Here is an 18,845-nt window from a genome sequence, read left to right as displayed (position 1 = left end):
ACCTATGAGACTCGCCGGCTGTCAAGCTCATCGGTTCTTGACTGCAAGGCCGAAAGGTCAACGGGTTCAGGTCCGGTCAGGAAGTCCACCATGGGCTGCGGGGCCAGGGCCGATAGAGGCCGAAAGCCTCCTGAGTCCGTCGTCGAGCCGTACTCAGGAAGGTCGCAGCGAATCAACACCGTGAAGTAGACCGATCCGGGCAGGTCATCGCCAACTCGCCAGCGGACGACGGCGTGGGGCAAGCCTGCACTCAACGGCGCCGGCCGAGGTGGGCCGTGGGGGTCCGGTGGGTCTCGGGTCCGGCTAGCGCGGCGATCGACGCCAGGACGGCGATTCCGACGCAGATCCAGACCGAAGGGAGCCAGGTGCTCGATCCCGTGCTGATCGCTTGTGCGAGAGCCGGGGCGAAACCGGACGCCAGCAGTCCGAGCATCAGGCCCACCGCCATTCCGGTGTAGCGGACCTGGGCCGGGAACTGCTCCGGATAGTAAGCGGCGCCCACCCCGACCGGCATGATGTAGAAGACGCTGATCCCGACGACTCCGGCGACGAACACGAGCGTGATGTTTCCGGCGTCGATCGCGCTGAACAACACGAACAGGGACAGGCTGGAGCCGAGCGCGCCGAGCACGAACACCGGCTTCCGCCCGATCCGGTCCGACAGCCGGCCGGCCAGCGGCGCCATCACCACAGCGCCGAGGTTTCCCAGCGACACCACGGCAAGCATCACCGGCTTGGGCACGTCCGCCGCGCCGGTCGCGTAGGTCAGGGCGAAGACGTTGAAGATCGTGCCGACGACGTTGATCCCGCTGCAGACCGCCACCCGCAGGGTGGTCGCCCAGTGCTCACGCAGGAGGGTCGCGATGGGCAATGAGGCGCGCTCGTCACGCTGCCGCATCCCGGTGAACACGTTCGGTTCCTCGAGCTTGCGCCGGAGCAGATACGCGATGAGCGTCAACGGCCCGCTGAGCAGGAACGGCAGCCTCCAGCCCCAGGACAGCAACTGTTCCTGGGGCAGGGCGGCGACCGGCACGAACACGAGGCTGCCCAGCGCCATCCCCAGTTGCATCCCGCTCATGGAGAAGCCGGCGTAGTACGCGCGCTTGCCGTCCGGCGCGTGTTCCACGGTCAGTGAACTCGATCCCGGTGACTCCCCGCCCGCCGAGAGCCCCTGCACCAGCCGGAGCAGGACCAGCAGGATCGGCGCCGCGACACCGATCGTCGCGTACGACGGCAGCAATCCGATCGCGAAGGTGGCGACGCCCATCAACCCGATCGTGAGGACCAGCGCCGTCCGTCGCCCCAGCTTGTCGCCGACGTGTCCCCACAGCACGGCGCCGAAGGGCCGCGCGATGTAGGCGACGCCGAACGTGCCGATCGACAGCAGCGTGCCCGCCGCACCGCTGTCCGGGAAGAAGACCTTGGTGAAGACCAGGGCCGCGGCCGAGCCGTAGATCAGGAAGTCGTAGTACTCCAACGCGCTGCCGAAGAACCCGGAAATCGCGGCGCGGCGCGCGTTCCTGGTTCTCTCCACCGCGGTCGTGCCGGAAACGATCGTGGACATTCGTGGCTCCTGCGGGGGATCAGAGGGTGATGGGATCGAGGCGGATGGTGCGGGGACCATCCGTGGAGTCGAAGGCGACCGCGTACAACCCGTCCGGGCCGCCGTTGTAGGTGATCTCTACTCCCAGGTCCGTGGGCTCGGCGACCTCGCCGAGCCAGGACCGGAGGCCCGCCTCGGTACCGCCGATCTCGATCGAGACGACGCCGGTGCCCCGCACGTCGCCGGTGCCGGGCTGGCACGGGAGCAGGCTGGAGTGCGCCGTCAGATCGGGGACGTGGTAGATGTTGGGTTTGCCCAGCCGCCACGAGTTCCGGAAGTCCGGTGCGTGCACCGACGGTGCGGTCCCCTGCGCCGGGACCATCCGGACCTTCCCGCCATCGATGTCTTCCGTCGGCGCGATCCCGTGGTGCCGGGCGAAGGCGGCGATCTCGTCGAGGTCGTCGCTGCGCAGGCACAGCCCGGCGAAGCAGTCCCCGTTCGCGGTCTGGCGTTCCAGCTCCAGCGCCATCGGGGAACGCCTGGTGATCATCCGGTGTTCGACGATGCTCTCGACCTCGATGTAGACGTAACCGCCGAGGGAAAGCACCTTCTGGCCGAGTCCCAGTCCGGGAAAGTAGCCGCCGTCGGCGCTACCGAGTCCAGTGGCCCGGCTGAGGTCGGCGGTGGTCCGGTAGAGGTTGTCCGACCAGACGGCTATGTGGTCCAGTCTGATCACGGCGTGCTCCTGTCATTTCGTCATGTCCACTGTGGATGGTGCGGGCACGGCCCTGCCGTACTGCCAGGGATAGCTCTCCGTCAGCCGCCGCGGGGCCAGCCGCGCCATCGCCCGCAACGGCCACGACGGGTCGCGCAGCGCTTCGCGGGCGAGCAGCACGACGTCGGCGTCACCGTCGCCGACGATCGCTTCGGCCTGTTCCGGATCGGTGATCAGCCCGACCGCGGACACCGCTACGCCGGGTACGGCGGCGCGGACGCGGCGCGCGAACGGCACCTGGTAGCCGGGACCCACCGGGATCCGCTGGTCGGGATCGAGGCCGCCGGTGGTGACGTCGAGCAAATCGACGCCGCTCCCGGCCAGCCGCACCGCGAGCTCGACCGATTCCTCCGGGGTCCAGCCGCCGTCCACCCAGTCGGTGGCCGGGATCCGCACCAGCAGTGGCCGGTCGTCCGGCCAGGTGGCACGGACGGCGTCGACCACCCGCGTCAGCAGGCGGATCCGGTTCTCGAACGGGCCGCCGTAGGCGTCGGTGCGGTGGTTGGCCAGCGGGGAAAGGAATTGGTGCAGGAGGTAGCCGTGTCCGGCGTGGATCTCGACGGCGTCGAATCCGGCCTCCACCGCGCGTTCGGTGGCACTGGCGAAGTCGGCGACGATCCGGTCCAGTTCGGTGGACGACGCCGCGACCGGTGTGGCGAACCCGCGGTACGCCGTGGCGGACGGGGCCAGCGCGGACCAGCCGCCCTGCCCGGGCGGCAGCGATCCTCGCCCGTGGCCTGGCACCATGGTCGAGGCCTTGCGACCGGCGTGCCCGAGCTGGACTCCGATCGCGGTGCCGTGGGCGTGGGCGAAATCGGTGATCCGCCGCCAGCCCTCGATCTGCTCCGCCGACCACAGTCCGACGTCCGCCGCGCTGATCCGTCCCTGCGGGGACACCGCTGTCGATTCGGTCAGCACCAGTCCGAACCCGCCGGTGATCCGGGCGCCGAGGTGTACCAGGTGCCAGTCGGTGGGGACGCCGTCGGCCCCGGCGCTGTACTGGCACATCGGCGACAGCCAGGCGCGGTTCGGCAGCTCGAGCCCGCGCAGCCGCAGCGGTTCGAACAGGGCGCTCACGACCGCGATCCGAGGAAGGCGCGGGCGTTCGCGCCCAAGGTCGCGACGTCCAAGCCGCCGCTGGTGGCGAAGCCGACCGGGTCACGCTGGGCCATGTCGAACGGATAGTCGCTGCCGCAGACGATCGCGTCCTTCCCGGCGTGCTCGGTGAGCAGCCCGAGCAGCGCCGGATCGTGCGTGACGGTGTCGAACCACAGGTCGCGCACCGCCTCGCCGGGTGGCCTGGCCGAGTCGCGGCGGACGTCCGGCCGGGTGCGCCAGCCGTGGTCCCAGCGACCGATCAGTCCCGGTGTGCAGCCGCCGCCGTGGACGAAGCAGATCCTCAGTCCCGGCAGGGCGTCGAGTACCCCACCGAGGAGCAGTGACGCCACCGCGGTCGCGGTCTCCACCGGGTTTCCGATCAGGTTGGCCAGATAGTGACCGCTCCACTCGGGCCGGGGCAACTGCATCGGGTGCACCAGCACGGAAAGCCCGAGCCGGGCACACTCGCCGAGCACGTGCCGCAGGACCCCGCCGTCCAGTGACTCACCGCCGAGCAACGGCGGGATCGCGACTCCGGCGATCCCGGGTACCGACACCAGCCGCTCCAGCCTCGTGGTGGCCGCCGCGGCATCGTCCAGGGGAACCAGCCCGAGCCCGAGCAGCGCGCCGGCGGAGTCGGCGACGACCGTCGCGAGCGCGTCGTTGAAAGCATCGACGTACTCCGGGGCGGGACCCGCCACCGGAAAGGCGAACGGCGGCGCGGAAAGCACTCGGACCGCGATCCCGGCTTCGGCCATGTCGGCCAGGATCGCCGGGACGTCGCTCATCGCCCGGGTGGCGATCGACAGTGGCACGTCACCCAGGTGCAGCTGCCCGTCCCGGTCCCGCAAGGGTCCATACGGCGCGCCTGACGGGAGTCCGAACAGGTCCTCGGGCAGCCAATGGGCGTGCACGTCCACCGGTCCCGCGGCGTTCATCGCCGGTCCAGCGGGAGCGGCGCGTTGGCGCTGTCGAGGTGCTCGACGGTGGTGAAGACCAGCTCCGTGTCGCCGATGTTCTCGATGTCGTGCAACAGATACTGCCCTTTCGTGAAGGTGAAGTGCCGGGTGTCACCTGCTTCGTAGGAGACCTCGCGGGTGGTTCCGTCGCTGGTGTGCTGGCGGCTGCGCCCGGCGTTGACGGCGGTCCAGAAGTAGTCGAGGACGTGCCGGTGGGCGTGCCAGCGTTCGCCCGGTGAGAGCCGGATCTCCCAGACCCGGACGCGGTCGTTCGCACTGAGCAGTCGCGAACCGACCTCTCCGTCGTGTGCGTGGGCTTCGAATTCGGCGCGCAGCCCGGGGCTCCAGCCCGCGTAATCGGTGCCGGCCAGGTCGCCGGCCAGCGGCAGGTCGGACAGAAATCCGGTGTCGGTCATCTGAGGGTTTCCCTTCGGATCGGTGCTCAGCGGACGGGGCCGTAAAGGCCGAAGCGCAGGTTCGGGTCGCCGGGCGTCCAGGTGTTGTGGAACTGCGAGCGCTCCCCCATCTCCTTCACCCGCGCCAAGAGACGGGCGCCGAGTTCGAGCTGCCCGGGTTCCCATTTCCTCAGTGCGGCGGGAATGTCGCCGTCGGCCGCGGTCAGCGCGTCCGCCAGCGCCCAGGCGTCGGCGGCGGCCTTGGCGGTACCGGCGGCGGCGTGGGGGCGGGCGGCGGAGGCGGCGTCGCCGAGCAGGGCGATCCGGCCGTCCGCCATTTTCGCCGACCGGACGTCGGAGACCACCTGGACGTAGGGCTGCTCGGTGGCGGTGACGACCTCGGCCGCCGCCGGGGCGAGCAGTTCCGCGGCGGTCGCGCGCATCTCGTCGACGTACCGGTCTTGGACCTGGCCCGGATGCAGGGAAACGGCGCCGGTGAAGCCGCGTTTGTCGATCAGCATCTCGGCCAGCTCGGCGCCGGACGGGACGTTGCGGTACCAGACGTAGTTCAGCAGCCGGTCCTGCGGGCCGGTGCCGGTCTCGCCGGGGATCGGGTACAGCGTGATGTGCGAGTGCGGTACGACGCTGTAGGAGATCGCGTTCCCCAGCACCGCCCTGGTCGCGCCGGGCAGCAGGTGCTCGGGCACGGTGCCGCGCCAGCCGACGTAGCCGGAGTACTCCAGCTCGGCGTCCGGGTCGAGCGCCCGCCTGCCGATCGAGGTGATCCCGTCGGCGAACACCACCAGTTCGGCCCGTGCCCGCTTGCCGCTGACGAACCGGACGGTCGCGTGGTCGGCTTCCTGGGAAACACCGCAGGCGAACTCGCCGAGGTGGTAGTGCTCGGTGCCGAAGTCGGCGAGCAGCGCGCGGTAGAAGGTGCCCCAGGAGGTGTAGGTCCATCGGCGCCGTTCGCGGTGCAGGATCTCGTTGTCCTGCCCCAGATACTGGACGTACTCGGTGGCGGTGGACAACGCCTCGGGGTGCTGCTCGCTGCGCTCGGCGAACCAGCGGACGGTGTCGGGCTGCAGGACGATGCCGCCGCCGCGGCCGTCGAGCGGTGTCGGGGTGCGCTCGTAGACGTCGACCGCGAAACCGAGGTCTCGCAACAACAAGGCCGTGGTGAGCCCGCCGATCGAGCCACCGATCACGGCGGCGCGGGCGTGGGTGTACTGGGACATCAGAGATTCTCCTCGGAACGGGCCGCGGTCCCCGGGGCGGGGACCGGGACGGGGTCCGGATCGGACGGAAGGGGCAGGCCGCGCGTCTCGGGCGCGAACAGCAGGCCGACGGCGCCGAGCAGGCCGACCGCGACGACGCAGCTGGTCGCCAGGCCCAGATCGCCGCCGAACCACGAAACGGCGATCACTCCGGCGACCAGCGGGCCCGCCGCGGTGAGATAGCGACCGATTCCGTTGTAGAGCGCCATTCCGGTGGCCCGGACCGACGGCGGGAACAGCTCCGGCCCGTAGACCAGGATTCCGGAGAGCGCGCCGTAGAGGCCGAATCCGGCGATCGGGATGATCGCCAGGAAGGCACCCCAGCCGGGCTGGAACGGGAAGAGGAACGCCACGCTCACCGCGGAGATCGCGAAACTGGTGAGGAACGCTCGGCGGCGGCCGATCGCGTCGGCGAGGAAGCCCCAGGTGGCGTAACCTGCGACACCTCCGGCGTTGAACAGCATGGAAGCGAGCGCGACGCGGGAGTTCGCCACGTCCGGGCTCAGCTGCGCGGCCGCGGTGGCCTGCCGGATCACTTGCGGATACCAGGACGAGACACTCCAGAACGAGACCAGTGAGCCGGTCGCCAAGGCGGTGCCGATCAGCGTGGGACGCAGCAACGGCGGGGTGAGTAACCTGGCCAGTACGAATCGGTCCTGTTCGGTGCGGTGGCCGCTGGCCCGGCGGGCGCGTCGGGCGGCGATCGTGCCGCGGATCTCGGGCGGCTCAGGCACGTGCCGCCGGAGGAAGTACACGAGCAGCGCCGGGAGGACGGCGATGCCCATCATCAGCCGCCAGCCGTAGGCGCCGAGAACGGCGTAGGACAGCGCGGCGAGGAAGAATCCGAGGGCGTAGCCGGACATCATCACGCCGCAGGCGCGCGCCCGGTAGCGGTTGCGCCATACCTCGGCGACGAGGGCGGCGCCAACCGGCGCCTCGACGCCGGAACCGAGACCCGCGATGAAGCGCAGCACACCCAGCTGCCACCAGGTGTCCGCGAACGCCGCCAACGCGGTGAACACCGCGTAGGTCACGATGCCCGCCGACAACACCCGGACCCGTCCGAAGTAGTCGGCCAGGATTCCGAACAGGATTCCGCCGGTGCCCCAGCCGAACAGGAAGAGCGCGACGGTCAGGCCGCCGTAGAGCCCGATGGAGCCGGAGTCCGGCAGGATTCCGCTGTGTGGCAGCAATTCGGTCATCGCCGGGCCGAGGATCAGCGCGTACAGGCTGCCCGCGAACCCGTCCAGCGCCCAGCCAAGGGTGGTGCCAGCCAAGACGAGCCATTGGGTGCGGGTGATCTCGGTGCGCCAGTTCCCCGGCGCGGGGGTGGGGGGATTCGACATGAACGGCTCCTTTGCCGGAGGTCGAACGTGCTCGGGGTGTCAGTTGAGGCGGCCGGGGGTGTCGGAGCCGTACCAGTCGACGTCGTCGTCCGCGGTGCGCACCACGACGGTCTTGAGCCAGGTGAAGTCGTCGAACGATTCGATGCCGGCGTCTCGGCCGGCCCCGGATTCCTTGATGCCGCCCCAGGGCAGCGACGGCTCGAGCCGGTGATGGTCGTTCACCCAGACCATTCCCGCCTGGATCCGATCGGCCACACGGTGCCCGCGGGCGAGGTCACGGGTCCAGACGCCCGCGCCGAGTCCGAACCGGTTGTCGTTGGCCTTGGCGATCGCGTCGGCTTCGTCGTCGAAAGGGACGACGACGGCGACCGGGCCGAAGATCTCTTCACGCGCCACCCGCATGTCCATCGTGGCGTCCGCGAGCACGGTGGGGCGGACGAAGAATCCGCGATCCAGCGGCGCGGGCAACTCCGGGACGCCGCCGCCCGCCACGACCCGTACTCCTTCGGCGCGGCCGGCCTCGATCAGGGCGAGCACCTTGTCGCGTTGTGCCGCACTGACCAGTGGGCCGATCTGGGTGGCCGGATCCGACGGGTCGCCGATCCGGATCGCCTCGGCCCGGCGGCCGAGCGCGGCGACGAAACGTTCGTAGTTGGCGCGGTGCACCAGGAATCGCGACCCGGCCACACAGGACTGCCCGGCCGCGACGAACGCGGCGAACGCGGCGCCTTCGGCGGCGACGGCAGGGTCGATGTCGTCGAAGACGACGATCGGGGTCTTGCCGCCCAGCTCGGCGGTCACCCGGGCGAACCGATGCGCGGTCGCGACGGCCGCCGCCCGTCCGGCCTCGGTACCGCCGGTCAAAGTGATCTTGGCGATGTCCGGATGCCCGGTGAGCCGCTCGCCTACCTCGCGGCCACCGGTCACCACGTTCACCACGCCGTCGGGGATCCCTGCCTTCGCGAGCAATTCAGCGAAGGCCAGAGTGGACAGCGGGGTGGTCTCGGACGGCTTCACCACCACGGTGTTTCCGGTGGCCAGTGCCGCGGACAGGCTGCGGGCCAGGATGAGCAGCGGGTGATTGAACGGGGTGATGATGCCGCAGACACCGAGCGGAGACCGCCGCTGGTAGGTCAGGTAGGGGCCGTCGGAGGGCAGCACCGCGTCCCGCTGGGCGGTGAGCAGTCCCGCGTTGTAGCGGAACCACTCCGGCACCCGGGACAGCTGGGCGCGGGTCTCGGTGACCGGCCGGCCGTTGTTGCGGGTCTCGAGCCGGTAGAGGTCGTCCGCGGCCTCCTCGATGACGTCCGCCGCGCGCAGCAGCAACCTCCCCCGCGCGGTGCGGGTCAGCGCGGGCCACGCGCCGTCGAGGAAGGCCGCGCGTGCCCTGGCGACGGCCGCGTCGACCTCGGCGAGCGAGCTGTCGGCGACGGCGCGGATGACGGCACCGGTGGCGGGGTCGATCACCGGGCGGCCGTCGCCGGTGACCTCGGGCGAGTGAGTGGGGGACGTGGCGGTCGTCGTCGGCATTCCGGCCCTTCCTGAACTGATCCGGCGGCAGAGTGCTCACGAGTCTGATCCACGCCGACACGTGAAACCATGTCGCGGGATACACAAATCGACGGATGATGTGTCTCATGAAACACTCCGCACTCGTGGACGATGAATCCGAGCTGCGCGCCTGGTTGAGCGCGATCGGCACATTGACGTCGGCGGTGAACTCCGGTCGCGGGCTGCGCGAGGTGCTCGACCTCGTCGCCTCGACCGCCCGGGAACTACTCGGCCTGGACTTCTGCGGCGTCCTGGTACCCGACGCGGAAGAACGCAACCTCGTGATCGCCGGCTGGGACGGCCTCTCCGCCACCTACGTGGCCAGGGTCAACTCCGATCACCCCGTCCCGCTGGAACCCGGCGCGGACAGCGGCGCGCCGTCCAGCCGTGCCTACCGTTCCGGCCGTCCGGCCGCCGTCAGCGACATCTCCCGCGAACCGGGCTTCATCTGGGGCGGCGTCGCCCACGACCAGAACTACCGGTCGATGCTGTCGGTCCCGCTCGTCACGGCGTCCGGCGTGATCGGCACCCTGAACAGCTACCGCTCGGCGGTGCACGAGTTCGACGCCGAGGAGACCGGGCACCTGCAGTTGCTCGCCGAACACGCCGCGATCGCGATCACTTCGGCCCGGCTCGTGGCGGACCTGCGCGAACAGCACGAGCTGGTGACACGTTCGGAACGGATCCACGAACGACTGCTCCGGGTATCGGCCCGCTCCGGCGGGATGGCGGGCATCGCCACCGCCCTGCACGACCTGCTCGACACCGCGGTGGTGTTGCAGGACTCGCGGGGCGAAATACTGGCCGCTGCCGGGCCGGTGGCCGAGCCACCCGGCGGCGGCTGGCCGCGCGCCGAACCGCCACCGGACGCCGGGCTGGTCCGAGAGGAGGCCGGGCACGTCGTCGCCGACGTCGTCCTCTCCGGCGAGGTCCCCGCCCGGGTCTGGCTGCCCGGCCACGCCGGACGTCTATCCACTTTGGACCGAAGAGCGCTCGAACACGCGTCGGTGGTGCTGTCGCTGGAATTGCTGCGCCGCCGTACCGCGCTCGAGGTCGAGCAGAACCTGCGTGGGGAGTTGCTCGCCGAGCTGCTCGGCGGCGCCGATCCACGAGCGGACGCGCTGCGACACCGCGCCCGGTTGCTCGGCCACGACCTGGCGTGCCCGCACTACGCGCTGGTCGGCGAAATCAGCACCAGCGGCCAGAGCGCGCACGCCCGCCGGCGCGCGACCGAAGAGGCGAACCGGCTCGCGTCCACCGTCAGCCCACGGCCTCTGGTGGCGCAACACCGGGACGCCGTCGTCGCGCTCTGGCCGGTGTCGGCGACCGGATACTCCACCGGACCGCATATCGCCGAAGCATTGCGCAAAGCCCTGTCCGCGGCCGTCGGCGTCACCGCGGTGACGGTCGCGGTCTCCGAGCCCACCGAGCACGAGTTCGCCGAGGCATACCGGATCGCCCGAGGCGCGCTCGCCGTCGCCCGACGGGACGAGCGCGCCGACGGCATCGTCACCCTCGAAGGGCTCGGCGTCGCCGGCCTCCTGCTTCAGCTCGACGATCCGGCACCGCTCTGGGATTACACGAACCGGGTCCTCGGCCCGCTCATCCGGCACGACGAGGACCACGGAACCGCGCTGGTGCGAACCCTCCGCGCGCATGTGGCCCACCGGCTGGACCGCCAGGCCACCGCCAAGGCACTCGTGCTGCACCCCAACACGATCAGCCAGCGGCTACGCCGGATCGAGACGCTGACGGGGTTGGATCTGCGCGACCCGGCCACCGCGTTGGAGGCCCGTTCCGCCTTGACGGTGCTGGACGTCGCGCACGGGTTGTCGCGAGACGACATGTCGTGAGAACGGTCGGTGTCCCTCCCCGACGATGAGTTCCCGCGACTCACGATGCCCGCGATGGTCACCCAGCACCGGATGCACCTCGCCGGCGAATTCTCGAACCGGATCTTCGCGCGCTGAACGAATCCGCGCCCGCGGACCGCGTAGGATCGTCCGCCCGGCGTAAACCCCGTGTCGATCGACTTCGCCGGTCGAGGAGGCTGCTGATGATCGAGGCGAAGACGACGTCGTTCGCCAGTAACGACCTCGGCCGTACCGAACAGTTCCTGACTTCGTCGTACGCGCCGATGCGGATCGTGCGCGCCCCGGGTGGCACGGGGACGCGTATCCGTCGGGTGGCGGCGGGCACGTCGAGCGTCGATCTTCTCGACCTGGACCTCGAAATGACCTACGACGTCCAGCCGCTGGGCAAGGTCTGCCTGTGCGACATCACCTCCGGGACCATCCGGGACCACCGGGTGGACGGCGGGGAAGCCGAAGCCTTCGGTGCCGGGGAGATCTTTTCGTTGTCCCCGCCGGACCGGCCCTACTCCGGGCGCGTCTGCCAGGCCGGTTACAGCATCACCATGTTCGATCCGGCGTTGCTGGCGCGGACCGCGGGGAGCGACCGGCCGGTGGAACTGCTCGATCATCGTCCGGTCGACGGCCCGGCCGCCCGTCATCTGCGGGCCGCGATCGGGCACCTGCGCCGTGACGTGCTCGCGGTCCCGGAGATCAGCGAGAACGCCTTGGTCGTTTCGGCCGCGTCGCGGAATCTCGCGGCCGCCGTCCTCAACGCCTTCCCGCACAGAACTCTCCCGGGTGAGTCGGCACCGCACCGCCGGGACAGCCATCCGGCGGCGCTGCGCCGGGCAATCGCTTTCATCGAAGCGAACGCGCAGGGCGACATCGGCGCCGCGGAAATCGCCGGCGCGGCCCACGTGTCCGTGCGCGCTATCCAACTGGCCTTCCGCCTCCATCTGGACCTGACACCGATGGCCTACGTCCGGCGGGTCCGCCTCGACCACGCACGCGCGGAACTCAAGGCGGCGTCCCCGGACGACACCACGGTCACGCGGGTCGCCGCTCGCTGGGGCTATGGCCGTCCCAGTGTGTTCGCCGCCCAGTATCGCGCGGCCTACGGGGAACTCCCGTCCCACACCCTGCGCTCATGCTGACGCGATCTTCGTTTTCGGCGCATAAGTCTTCGTTTCGGCGGCTAGCGCCATGACCGCCCTGCCGGTGAGCTGACCGGGAGCTCATTCGGCCGGACGGAGAGGCGGCGCGTGACGTTCCCAGGGGCCACCCAGTGCCGGGAGAAGCCGGAGTGGACGGCCATCACCCGCGAACTGCTCGCCGTGAAGACGATCCCCGACGCGGTGCGCGTCATCGCCGAAACCGCCGGGCGCCTGATCACCTCCGCCGACCTGATCACCGTCGCCTTGTGCGATCGTGACGCGGTGGCGTCCGTCCCCGGCTGGCGGCGGCCACTGGCCGCCGCGCTCGACCTGGCACAGCACCGCGACGGCGGTCCGGCCGCGGCCGCCATCGACCCGCGTGGTCCCGGTTTCGCCGTGAGCGACGATCTTCTTCACGACACGCGCTGGCCCGCCTTCGCCGCACTGGCCGGCGGCCACGGTCTCCATGCGGTCGTGTCGGTGGAATGCCGGAAGTCCGCTTCCGGTCGCCCCTCCGGCTCGCTGACCGCCTATTCGCACCGTTCCGGCGGCCTGACCGGGCAAGACCGCAGAACGGCCTTGGTGCTCGCCTCTCAAGCGTCGCTGACGCTCGCGCGTCTCCACACCTCCGAAGAAGCCGAACGGCGACGGAGCCGGCTGCTCGGCGAACTCGAGATCCGCGACATCATCGGCCAGGCGGCGGGAATCCTGATGAACCGGCATGGCTGCACCGCGGAGGTGGCGAACGGCATGCTGCGCCGGTGGGCACGCGAGCTCGGGATGGATCTGCCCGACCTCGCGCACACCCTGCTGGAGATCGGGCACTCCTGACCACCGGGGCGGTGGTTCAGCGTTCCGGGACGACCCACGGATTCGGGCGGCAGACCGCGCCGTCCGCGGCGACGTTGGCCGCCGCTCCCGGCTCGGCGCGGTTGAGCTCCGCGACGTAGGTGTTGGACAGTCCGAACGTCTGCTGCATCATCACCGGCGCCGCCGCCCCGGTGGCCGGGCAGCCGACGTGGCCGTGGCCGAGCGCGTGGCCGACTTCGTGGTTGATCGCGTAACGGTGGTAGCCCGCGAGATCGCCTTGGTAGGCGTGGGCGCCACGGACCCAGCGGGCGAGATTGATCACGACCCTGCGGTCGCGAGTGAGATAGCAGGACGACTCGTACGGGATGGCGAAACCGCAACGGTCGGGGCGATGGCTCGTGGCGGGGCTGGTCAAGCTGATCCGGAACGACGGCGCGGCGCCGATACCGTCGACCCGGCGGAACGACACCTGCCCGAGCCCGCTCCAGCCTCGCGGATCCGCGAGGATCGACTCCACCTCCGCGGCGAACGAAGGGTCGTCGACACCTTCTTCGATTTCCACCGTGTACGACAGTTCACGTGCGGAGCCCGGTGTCGTGCGCTCACCTGAGCCCGACACCACCCGCCAGTTCCCCGAACCCGCGGGGATGACCGGCGCACCGTCCGGCAGGGCGGCGGATTCAGCGGGCCGGGCGACCGGGTGCGCCGCCACGGCCGGCCGGGGCGGCGGCGATCCGGGTGCCGGCGTGCCGCGCAGAACGCGTGTTTCGAGGGCGAACGGCGTCACGAACAGGGTCAGGCACAGCGCCAAGGCCAGCGAGATCACGATCGACGGCCACCACGTCCGGCGGATCCGGCGCGGAACGGAAAGATGCTTTTTCACCGGAGCCGCGTGCGACGGCGGTTTGCGCCCACCGGTGACCGCCGGTGGCAGGGATCGTGGTTGCGGCAGCCAGTCGACGACGACACCGTCGCGGCGTACGTGCCGCGGTTCAGTACGCAAGGCTCACGCCCGCACAGCCTGCCGCGGGCGCCGGTGCCGTCCGCGGGTAAGAGACCGTCGCCGGATCACCGTCCGCCGTGTACCGGCGGCCGGCGGCGGAACCGAGTTCGTCGAGCCACCGCGCGGAACCGTATTCCGCCCCGGTGCCCGTGGCCTGCGAGCGGATCCGGGGAATCGACGCGGGATCGAATTCGCGAGAACAGGGGGAAGGCGCCGGGCCGGCTCCGACGAGCAACACGCCCGCGTAGGAATACCCCGGTCCCCGTAGCGCCGTCTCCGCCCGTCGCGGTCGCGCTCCGTATGGCAGCGCGAGCGTACTCGGCCGGTATCCGGGGACCGCCCGCCTGATCAGGGTGTCCCCCTCCACGATCGCCGCCGACGCCGCCGATTCCGCGGCACGCCGCAGGTTCGTGTGCCGCGCGGTGTGGTTGCCGATCTCGAACCGATGCTCGGCCAGCCACCGCAGGGCACGCTCGTCGCCGCCGAACGGATGTTCGTTGACGTAGACGCTGGCGACCGGCCGGAACCGGGGATGCGCGGCCGCGACGTCCAGAAGGATCCGCACGGCCGTACCCGGGGCCGGGGCGCCTTCCGGAGTGAGCGCGAGGACGGACGGATCACCGTCGTCGAAGGTCAGCACGACCGGATGCGTGCCCGCGGGCAGGTCGAGTTTCCCGGACACCAGGTCGGCGGTCGTCACGGGTACGTAGTCCTCGGCCGCGAGCCGCTCCAGTTCCGCCCGGAAATCAGCGGGAGTGCGGTCGTAGGCCGATCGGGGCTCCGCGACGACGCGGTGGTACATCAGGATCGGTATCCGGCCCAGTTCGTCGGCACCCACGCGCCGCGCATCGTCCGCCGTGACACGCGCGGGCACGGGCGCCGGGCTCGTAACCGGTGCGGCGGGTGCGGCGGGCGCCGCGGGCGCGGGTGTTCCACAGGCCGACACCAGTACGACGGCCAGTCCGGCGCCGAGTCGCGGGAAGGAACTCATGCGGGCAGTGTGCTGCCGGAACCGGTGGTACGAACCAGGATCCACCAGGTCGGGTGAGGGCGAACAGCTTTGCCCATCCGGGAAAATCGACATCTTTCCTGCTGGAGGCGCTGGGCGGGAAACCGCCTCCGGCACGATCCGGTGATCACGGAAAAACCGGTTTACCCCAAGATCAACACGGGTATTTTCCCGCTCTGGCAAGAAAAACCGGCCTGTGTCGCAGCCACGAAGGAGCTCGGATGCCTCATCTCAGCCGCCGCCTTGTCCTCACCGCGGGACTCGCTGGACTCGCGGCCGGTGCGTGCGGAGCGCCCAAACGCCCCGAACCACTCGTCGCTCCGCTGGCACTGGCGCCCGCCGTCGAAGCCGCGCCTGCCCCACCACCGGCTGATCCCTTGGCCCAGAACCTGCTCGTCGGCTTCTGCGGAGCGCCCGGGTCGAAGGCACTGGGCAGGATGACGGGCGACCTGGACGCGGCGAGCCGCGCGCTCCGTCAGCAGATCGGGACCTTCCCCGCGATCAGGCCGATCACCCCGGTCGTGGAACTGATCGCCACCACCGTGCATCGCTCCCCCGGCGCGGACGGTATGTACCGCAGCCGGTGCGGCGACGAAACCGTGCGGGCCTATCTCGCCGCCGCCCGCGCGCTGAACGGCTTGCTGTTACTCGACATCCAGCCGGGCCGGGCGGACTTCCTGCCCGAAGTACGGGCGTACGAGCACTGGCTGAAGGAGCCCGACGTCGGTGTCGCGCTGGACCCGGAGTGGGCCGTCGAGCCGGGCGTGATCCCCGGCCGGAAGTTCGGCCGGACCACCGGAGCCGAACTCGACGAGGTCGCCCGATATCTCGGAGGACTCGCCAAGGCGCACCGGCTGCCCGCGAAGGTCATGGTCTACCACCAGGTGGCCGCCAAGGTGGTCCGCGACGAACAGCTGCTGCTCGCCCATCCGGGAGTATCGCCGGTGAAGGTCGTGGACGGGATCGGTTCGGCCGCGGCCAAGAAAGCGACGTGGAGGACGTTGATGCCGACGAAGCCGGCTCACGTCCGGGCTGGATTCAAGCTTTTCTTCGAAGAGGACACCCGGAACGGCGCGCCGCTCATGAACCCCGCCGAAGTCCTCGCCCTCACGCCGACTCCGTCATACGTGCTTTACGAATAATCCACCGAGGAAAACGTAGAAGAGAAGGCTTCTGCCGACGTTTTCCGGGCAACGAGAATAACTCCACGCCACCCCGGGGCCGACACTCCTGGTGACGATTTCCCGGCGTTCGCCTCACCGGAAAGTGTCCTTGTTGCACAAGTACGTCACAGGGCGCGACAACGAAGCCGGTCGCGCCGCGACCGAACCACCCGTTAGTGATGTTTGACCTCACCGATCCAAGGGTAACCATTCAGGTTTCCTTCCGCCGGAAATACACCCTTAAGATGGGCACTCCACCCGGGAACTTCTCCTGGGGCGAAAATCTCGCTAATCTGGTTCGCGCAAGCAAAGAGCCAGAACGAAAACGGCTGCCCGGCGCGTATCGCACCAGGCAGCCGTTCGAGGGGAGATCAGACCGCCTCTGGGAAATCGCGCTCATTCACCCGGAGGACGTCGCCGCGGTTCCGCCGGCGGATACGTGTTGACGGGCGGGGTTTCCGCACCCGAAGCCGGATAGCCCGCCATCGCACCCGCCTTCGGGCCCCGACGGGCCAGTCCGCCGAGACCGACAAGGCCGAGCAGGCCCAGCAAACCCCACAAACCGCTGTCACCACTGGAATTCTCCCCGTCGTCGCGGGAGACTCCGTCGCGGTCGGGAGCTTCCTGGGTCACCGTGGTCGTGGGAGTCGTAGCGTTCTGCGCCGAGGCCACTCCCGGCAGCATGACGAACGCCCATACCGCGCACGAACTGATCGCCAGCCGTGTTTTCCGATTCACGTCGCGCCTTCTTTCGCTTCGTTGGTGGATGTTCGATCATTTTCGGCGTACCCGCGATTGCGCCGTTCACGCGTCGCTTCACGGGAAAGTGTGGATTTCCCTTGGATCACCCCGGTTTTCCCGGAGGAGACCGGTTCACTATCATGGTCAGCGGTTCAGCCAAGAGCCGCGGGAGTGCAGGCGTGGCCCTTCGATTCGCCACCGGCTCCCCTCCTTTTCTTCGTACTCGCGTCCGAGTACCCGTCATCGACGCATGTGGTACACGCCAGTGGCCTGGGGGAAACTTGCCCGAACAACACCTGATAGCGCCCTTGGGCGCGCCCTTCTCGACCCGGATGATCTGCACGGCCGGGGATCGGCTGATCCATCCGGCCGACAACCACAACGAACTGGCCCGTATCGTGACGCGCTGGTCACGAGCCTGGGTTCCGGAAACCTGGCCCGCCAGGCAATACTTCACCGCGCTCGGTATCGGCGACGACGAAAACCCGCGCTATACCGACGAAAACGTCGTCGGCTGGCTGCTCATCCAGCCCCGGCCGGATTCGCTCGCCTGGCGGGTCCGGACGGGAGCGATCGACGTCACGACCGCCCTCACCGCCGAAGCCGAGGCCTGGCCCGACTGACACCGACGGCAAAAGAGCCCTGTGCCACCGCGAAAACGACGGCACAGGGCAATTTGTCGTGTCCGATTTCCTTGACACATAGGCACTCCTGATTCGAGGATCGACTGAAGTGCTTATCGGCCAAGGGGGTCCCGCCTAACCCGATCGGGCCACACGATGCGCGGTCAGCGGGCCGCGGTACCCACACGATGGGTGGTCCCGCCTGGAAAGCGCCTCCGATCGTCAGTACGTTTTCCCCACCGGACGGAAGCACACCTTTCCTGCCGTCCGGTCCGACGTAATCGTCGAATCAAGGAGTTCACGAATGTTGAAGAAAATCGGTTTCGTCGCGGCCACCATGGCCGCCGGAGCGATCCTGAGCGGCGGCATCGCTTCCGCCGACACCCCGGACGACCACGACGGCTACGACCACAGCGGCCAGGTCGGTCTGGTCAACTTGAACAACATCGACGCGCTGCACAACGTCAACGGCACCCTCGGCCTGTGCGGCAACGACGTGAACGTGCTCGGCGTCCAGGTGCCGATCCGCGACTCGCTCAACGGCATCGGCGTGCCGATCCTGTCGCCGGGTTCGCACGAGGCCGAGGGAGACTCGCCGTACAACTGCGCCGCGGGTGCCATCACCGACGGTGGCACGGTCCAGGACAACTAGAAAGGTCTCCTTGCCCGGGACCGCCCGACGTGCACGGAAGACGGCCGGGTAAGGGTCCGGCGATCGCGTCGACGTCGTAGTGCGTGCCCGGAGCACGGAGAGAGGTCGCACTCCTGCTCCGTCTCCGGACACGCCGCGACGCACGGCGACGCCGGCGCGGGTGGGGCCGGTCACCAAGCCCAGGGGAAGCCGGCCCCACCCGAGGTATACGCACGATAACCGAGACCACCGGGCGCGGCCATCGCAGACCGCGACGTCCCGGACATCCCGCCCGCCGGCACCTGCCGGCGGGCTTCATTAGGAGTTTCTTCAGTGATCAAGCAGCTCGGCTTCGTCGCCACCGCCCTTGCCGCCGGAATGGCGATCGCCGGCGGAACCGCCTCCGCGGCCGGCGTCACCGTCGCGGGCCACCCGGTCGACCACAACGACCAGCTCGGGCTCGGCAACATCCAGAATGTCGACGCGGTCCACAACCTCAACGTCGTGGGCGGCGTCTGCGACAACAACGTCAACGTGCTCGGCGTCCAGGTCCCGGTCCGGGACGTGGCCGAAGGTATCGCCGTGCCCGTCCTCTCCCCCGGTGAGACGGAAGCCGAAGGCGCCACCCCGGACAACTGCGCCGCGGGTGTCATCCAAGACGGCGGGACCGTCCAGGAAAACTGAACCGTCTCCTCAGCCGAGCCGCCGCGCGGTCGCCCCACCGCGCGGCGGCTTTCCCTTGTACGCGAAGATCCGCGTCGCGGGACCTCGTGAACACCGACGCAAATCGTTACATGCTCCGCAAGAGCGGCGGTATTGAACGACCTGCCCCAGCTCGCTTGAGCGGTACACGAGCCTGCGAAGGCCCGGCGCGGATCCCGCGCCGGGCCTTCGCAGGGGCCGCCCGTCCGGGG

General features: G+C 69.7%; 18 protein-coding genes. 7 read left to right on the top strand and 11 right to left on the bottom strand.

Features of this window, described 5'->3' with window-relative positions; translation table 11 throughout:
* Nucleotides 1-250: 250 nt before the first annotated feature.
* Genes ACXIZN_RS05175 through ACXIZN_RS05140 form a run of 8 tightly spaced genes read right to left on the bottom strand, consistent with a single transcriptional unit; the run spans nucleotide 251 to nucleotide 8,923 of the window.
* Nucleotides 251-1,564, bottom strand: a complete 1,314-nt coding sequence (locus ACXIZN_RS05175; protein WP_457952818.1) for an MFS transporter — start codon at nucleotides 1,562-1,564, stop codon at nucleotides 251-253.
* A gap of 19 nt (nucleotides 1,565-1,583) precedes the next feature.
* Nucleotides 1,584-2,279, bottom strand: a complete 696-nt coding sequence (locus tag ACXIZN_RS05170) for a VOC family protein (protein WP_457952817.1) — start codon at nucleotides 2,277-2,279, stop codon at nucleotides 1,584-1,586.
* A 12-nt stretch (nucleotides 2,280-2,291) separates the two neighbouring features.
* A complete protein-coding gene (locus ACXIZN_RS05165; protein ID WP_457952816.1) occupies nucleotides 2,292-3,395 on the bottom strand; it encodes an NADH:flavin oxidoreductase/NADH oxidase in 1,104 nt (367 codons plus the stop codon).
* Nucleotides 3,392-4,354, bottom strand: coding sequence for an amidohydrolase family protein (locus tag ACXIZN_RS05160; RefSeq protein WP_457952815.1), 963 nt, complete (start codon nucleotides 4,352-4,354; stop codon nucleotides 3,392-3,394). Before ACXIZN_RS05160 ends, ACXIZN_RS05165 begins: the two co-directional genes overlap by 4 nt.
* Nucleotides 4,351-4,791, bottom strand: coding sequence for a hypothetical protein (locus tag ACXIZN_RS05155; protein ID WP_457952814.1), 441 nt, complete (start codon nucleotides 4,789-4,791; stop codon nucleotides 4,351-4,353). The genes ACXIZN_RS05160 and ACXIZN_RS05155 overlap by 4 nt, the downstream gene beginning before the upstream one ends.
* A 26-nt stretch (nucleotides 4,792-4,817) precedes the next feature.
* Nucleotides 4,818-6,008 (bottom strand): FAD binding domain-containing protein, encoded by a 1,191-nt coding sequence (locus tag ACXIZN_RS05150; RefSeq protein ID WP_457952813.1) that lies wholly within the window; start codon nucleotides 6,006-6,008, stop codon nucleotides 4,818-4,820.
* Nucleotides 6,008-7,393 carry an MFS transporter gene (locus ACXIZN_RS05145; protein WP_457952812.1) on the bottom strand — a complete coding sequence of 462 codons (1,386 nt, stop codon included), beginning with the start codon at nucleotides 7,391-7,393 and terminating at the stop codon, nucleotides 6,008-6,010. The genes ACXIZN_RS05150 and ACXIZN_RS05145 overlap by 1 nt, the downstream gene beginning before the upstream one ends.
* Nucleotides 7,394-7,432: 39 nt before the next feature.
* A complete protein-coding gene (locus tag ACXIZN_RS05140) occupies nucleotides 7,433-8,923 on the bottom strand; it encodes an aldehyde dehydrogenase family protein (protein WP_457952811.1) in 1,491 nt (496 codons plus the stop codon).
* 107 nt (nucleotides 8,924-9,030) lie between these two features.
* Between ACXIZN_RS05140 and ACXIZN_RS05135 the strand changes: the two genes are divergently transcribed.
* The 3 genes from ACXIZN_RS05135 to ACXIZN_RS05125 all read left to right on the top strand — a co-directional run bounded on the left by ACXIZN_RS05135 (nucleotide 9,031) and on the right by ACXIZN_RS05125 (nucleotide 12,782).
* Nucleotides 9,031-10,797 carry a helix-turn-helix domain-containing protein gene (locus tag ACXIZN_RS05135; RefSeq protein WP_457952809.1) on the top strand — a complete coding sequence of 589 codons (1,767 nt, stop codon included), beginning with the start codon at nucleotides 9,031-9,033 and terminating at the stop codon, nucleotides 10,795-10,797.
* 203 nt (nucleotides 10,798-11,000) lie between these two features.
* Nucleotides 11,001-11,951, top strand: a complete 951-nt coding sequence (locus ACXIZN_RS05130) for a helix-turn-helix domain-containing protein (protein ID WP_457952808.1) — start codon at nucleotides 11,001-11,003, stop codon at nucleotides 11,949-11,951.
* A 108-nt stretch (nucleotides 11,952-12,059) separates the two neighbouring features.
* On the top strand, nucleotides 12,060-12,782 hold the full coding sequence (locus ACXIZN_RS05125; protein ID WP_457952806.1) for a GAF and ANTAR domain-containing protein: 723 nt from the start codon (nucleotides 12,060-12,062) through the stop codon (nucleotides 12,780-12,782).
* A 16-nt stretch (nucleotides 12,783-12,798) separates the two neighbouring features.
* Here ACXIZN_RS05125 and ACXIZN_RS05120 read toward each other — a convergent pair whose 3' ends face one another.
* Together ACXIZN_RS05120 and ACXIZN_RS05115 are read right to left on the bottom strand one after the other, a co-directional pair.
* Nucleotides 12,799-13,764: a DUF3152 domain-containing protein gene (locus tag ACXIZN_RS05120; RefSeq protein WP_457952805.1), complete on the bottom strand. Its 966-nt coding sequence runs from the start codon at nucleotides 13,762-13,764 to the stop codon at nucleotides 12,799-12,801.
* Nucleotides 13,754-14,755, bottom strand: a complete 1,002-nt coding sequence (locus ACXIZN_RS05115) for a polysaccharide deacetylase family protein (RefSeq protein WP_457952804.1) — start codon at nucleotides 14,753-14,755, stop codon at nucleotides 13,754-13,756. The genes ACXIZN_RS05120 and ACXIZN_RS05115 overlap by 11 nt, the downstream gene beginning before the upstream one ends.
* Before the next feature lie 239 nt (nucleotides 14,756-14,994).
* On the opposite strand from ACXIZN_RS05115, the gene ACXIZN_RS05110 reads away from it, so the two are divergent.
* Complete coding sequence (locus ACXIZN_RS05110) at nucleotides 14,995-15,915, top strand: hypothetical protein (protein ID WP_457952803.1); 921 nt, start codon at nucleotides 14,995-14,997, stop codon at nucleotides 15,913-15,915.
* A 417-nt stretch (nucleotides 15,916-16,332) separates the two neighbouring features.
* Here the strand turns inward: ACXIZN_RS05110 and ACXIZN_RS05105 are convergent, their stop codons facing one another.
* Nucleotides 16,333-16,674 (bottom strand): WGxxGxxG family protein, encoded by a 342-nt coding sequence (locus ACXIZN_RS05105; RefSeq protein ID WP_457952802.1) that lies wholly within the window; start codon nucleotides 16,672-16,674, stop codon nucleotides 16,333-16,335.
* 311 nt (nucleotides 16,675-16,985) lie between these two features.
* Here ACXIZN_RS05105 and ACXIZN_RS05100 point away from each other — a divergent pair, with 311 nt between their 5' ends.
* From ACXIZN_RS05100 to ACXIZN_RS05090, 3 genes are all read left to right on the top strand, one after another.
* Nucleotides 16,986-17,300, top strand: a complete 315-nt coding sequence (locus tag ACXIZN_RS05100; protein ID WP_457952801.1) for a hypothetical protein — start codon at nucleotides 16,986-16,988, stop codon at nucleotides 17,298-17,300.
* A 304-nt stretch (nucleotides 17,301-17,604) separates the two neighbouring features.
* Nucleotides 17,605-17,952 (top strand): hypothetical protein, encoded by a 348-nt coding sequence (locus ACXIZN_RS05095; protein WP_126734452.1) that lies wholly within the window; start codon nucleotides 17,605-17,607, stop codon nucleotides 17,950-17,952.
* 312 nt (nucleotides 17,953-18,264) lie between these two features.
* A complete protein-coding gene (locus tag ACXIZN_RS05090; protein ID WP_457952800.1) occupies nucleotides 18,265-18,615 on the top strand; it encodes a hypothetical protein in 351 nt (116 codons plus the stop codon).
* The last annotated feature ends 230 nt before the right edge of the window (nucleotides 18,616-18,845 follow it).

Source organism: Amycolatopsis sp. TRM77291 (genome assembly GCF_054166285.1).
Note: the sequence above shows the minus strand (reverse complement) of the source record. Positions and strands in the feature narration are given on the sequence as shown.

Bases quoted from the DNA above. Each gene is read 5' to 3' on its own strand.
- ACXIZN_RS05140 (WP_457952811.1), bottom strand. From the start codon at position 8,923: ATGCCGACGACGACCGCCACGTCCCCCACTCACTCGCCCGAGGTCACC.
- ACXIZN_RS05155 (WP_457952814.1), bottom strand. From the start codon at position 4,791: ATGACCGACACCGGATTTCTGTCCGACCTGCCGCTGGCCGGCGACCTG.
- ACXIZN_RS05175 (WP_457952818.1), bottom strand. From the start codon at position 1,564: ATGTCCACGATCGTTTCCGGCACGACCGCGGTGGAGAGAACCAGGAAC.
- ACXIZN_RS05150 (WP_457952813.1), bottom strand. From the start codon at position 6,008: ATGTCCCAGTACACCCACGCCCGCGCCGCCGTGATCGGTGGCTCGATC.
- ACXIZN_RS05115 (WP_457952804.1), bottom strand. From the start codon at position 14,755: ATGAGTTCCTTCCCGCGACTCGGCGCCGGACTGGCCGTCGTACTGGTG.
- ACXIZN_RS05145 (WP_457952812.1), bottom strand. From the start codon at position 7,393: ATGTCGAATCCCCCCACCCCCGCGCCGGGGAACTGGCGCACCGAGATC.
- ACXIZN_RS05095 (WP_126734452.1), top strand. From the start codon at position 17,605: ATGTTGAAGAAAATCGGTTTCGTCGCGGCCACCATGGCCGCCGGAGCG.
- ACXIZN_RS05135 (WP_457952809.1), top strand. From the start codon at position 9,031: ATGAAACACTCCGCACTCGTGGACGATGAATCCGAGCTGCGCGCCTGG.
- ACXIZN_RS05130 (WP_457952808.1), top strand. From the start codon at position 11,001: ATGATCGAGGCGAAGACGACGTCGTTCGCCAGTAACGACCTCGGCCGT.
- ACXIZN_RS05110 (WP_457952803.1), top strand. From the start codon at position 14,995: ATGCCTCATCTCAGCCGCCGCCTTGTCCTCACCGCGGGACTCGCTGGA.
- ACXIZN_RS05160 (WP_457952815.1), bottom strand. From the start codon at position 4,354: ATGAACGCCGCGGGACCGGTGGACGTGCACGCCCATTGGCTGCCCGAG.